Origin of the sequence: Actinomyces sp. ICM47 (assembly GCF_000278725.1) — a bacterium.
Taxonomy (GTDB): Bacteria; Actinomycetota; Actinomycetes; order Actinomycetales; family Actinomycetaceae; genus Pauljensenia.
This window is the reverse complement of sequence record NZ_ALCA01000114.1, coordinates 1-2,462: the sequence shown is the minus strand read 5'-3', so window position 1 is coordinate 2,462 and position 2,462 is coordinate 1. Positions and strand designations below refer to the sequence as shown.

General features: G+C 70.9%; 1 protein-coding gene. It reads right to left on the bottom strand.

Annotated elements, in window-relative coordinates; genetic code table 11:
- Positions 1–208: 208 nt before the first annotated feature.
- A partial coding sequence (locus HMPREF1136_RS08330; RefSeq protein ID WP_009648906.1) for an FAD-binding and (Fe-S)-binding domain-containing protein occupies positions 209–2,462 on the bottom strand: 2,254 nt, incomplete at its 5' end.

Here is a 2,462-nt window from a genome sequence, read left to right as displayed (position 1 = left end):
CGGGCCGCCGCCCGCCGACACGCCAGGCAGCCCGGCCCCACAGTTAGGCGTGACGGTGCCTGGAATGCCAGCGGTGCTGCAAGCAACACTGTGGGCGGGTCGCCGCCCGCCGGCACGCCAAGCAGCCCGGCACACCAAGTAGCCCGGCCCCACGGCAAGGTGCGACGGTGCCCGGAGCACCCGTGGAACCACACACCACCGTCGGCAATCAGCCAGAATACCCAGCCAGCAGCGTCGCCAGGTGGACGCCCCCGCGGCCCGCGAGCTGGGCTGCCTGGGTGCGGCACGAGAAGCCGTCCGCCAGATACACCGCGTCCGGCTGAGCATCAAGCATGGGCAGCAGCGAATGCGATGCGACCGCGACTGACAAGTCGTAGTGGCCCGCCTCCATGCCGAAGTTACCGGCCAGGCCGCAGCAGCCTTCGAGTCGGGTCACGCGCGCCCCCAGCGACTCGAGCAGCGCCTGGTCGGTGTCCCACCCCATGACTGAGTAGTGGTGGCAGTGCGGCTGCGCGACGATCTCGACGCCCTCCAGGCTCGGCAGGCGGCGCGCGGACGCTGGCATCGCCGACAGAATCTCGGCGAGCGTTCGCGTCGCGCCCGACACAAGCGCCGAGCGCGGATCCTCGGGCAACAGGTCGAGCAGGTCGTCGCGCAGTACTGCCGTGCACGAAGGCTCAACGCCGACAATTGGGATTCCCGACGCCGCGAAGGGTGCGAGCACACTGAGCAACGACGTCAAGTGTTTCTTCGCGCCCGTCAGCTGACCCGTCGTAATCCACGTGAGTCCGCAGCACGCGTCCGGAGCGACGATGGGCGCAAACCCGTTCGCCTCGAGCACATCGACGACCGCGCGCGCCCCCGCATCGTCCAGGGTCTGGCTAAACGAGTCCGCCCACACGAGCGCATACGGCCGCCCGCTGGGGTCGCGCGGGCCGCTCAGGATCGGGGAGTCCGCCATCGACGAGGCAGTGGCCGCTTCGCGCTCGCGGGCAGGGTCAGACGAGGCCGTGGTGCCGCCGCGCTCGCGGGCAGAGTCAGACGAGGTCGGCGCTGCATCGCGCTCGCGGGCGTCAGAAATGGGATTGGAAGCGTCAGAAACGTGATTGGAAGCAAAGGAAACGGAATCCGAAGCGCCAGAAATGGGATCCGATGAAGCGGACGCAGGAACGCTACCTGCCAGCAGGTTGCGGCGGCGGGCCCATGCGGTGAAGGTGCCGGACTGGAGGGCGGGCATGCCTCGGCGAGGATCGAGGCCGATGATACGGAAGGCCAGCGAGCGCAGGGGAGCGACCGACATGACGATGTTCGCGATGCGTGCCAGGCCGGGCACGCGCGCGGTGACGCGGGTGAGGCGCGGCAGCCAGCCGAGCGTGTAGTGGCTGAGGGGGCGCATGCGTCCCCGGTAGGTGCGGAAGAGTGCTTCGGAGCGGTAGCGTGCCATGTCGACGCCGGCGGGGCAGTCGGCGGAGCAGGCCTTGCAGGCCAGGCACAGATCGAGGGCTTCGAGGACTTCGGGGGAGTCGATGGCCTTCACGAGCTGTGAGTTCGCGGCTTCCTGGAGGATGCGGGCGCGCCCTCGTGTCACGTCTTTCTCGTCGCGTGTGGCCAGGTAGGAGGGGCACATGAAGGTGCCGGAGACTCCGGCGCGGCACTTGCCGACGCCGGTGCAGCGGTGGACGGCGGCTGTGAAGTCGCCGCCGTCGTGGGTGAACGCGAAGCCGCCGTCGGCGGGCATGGGGTGCGCGGCGACGCGCCGCAGGTTGGCGTCGAGAGGATCGACGCCGGGCTGTAGTTCGAGCGCGCCATCGGCAGGGGCGAGGCCGGTGCCGCCAGCAGCGCCAGACACGTCAGGCGACGGCGGGGAGTCGTTGGCGGCCGCGTCGTTGGGCTGGAGTGCGCTATCGGCAGGGGCGAGGCCGGTGGCGTGCGCGTCGTCATGATCGGTCAGGGCGGTGGCGGCCGCGCCGTTTGCCGTCAGCCCGTCGGGACCCCCGCTGCGCGCCGCAAGAACCCGCGCCCGGGCGCGCGAGGCGGCCTCGGCCTCGTCCATGGGGGAGGCGAGCACCCCGGGGTTGAGGAGGTTGTCGGGGTCGAAGACGTGCTTGACGCGCGCGAACAGGTCGAGCATCTCGGGGGAGTACATGAAGCGCAGGAGTTCTCCGCGGGCGCGTCCGTCGCCGTGCTCGCCGGAGACGGAGCCGCCGTGGGCGGCGCAGATGCGGGCCGCGGACTGGAGGAACGCGCGTGAGTGGGCGACGCCTTCCGGGGTCTCGAGCGGCATGGCGAGGCGCACGTGCACGCAGCCGTCGCCGAAGTGCCCGTACAGGAGGCCGTCGATGTCGTACTCCTCCATGAGGGCGGTGAAGTCGCGCAGGTAGGCACCGAGGTTCTCGGGTGGGACGGCCGCGTCCTCGAAGCCGGGCCATGCCTGCTGGTCGCCGCCGCCCGCGCCGTCCGGC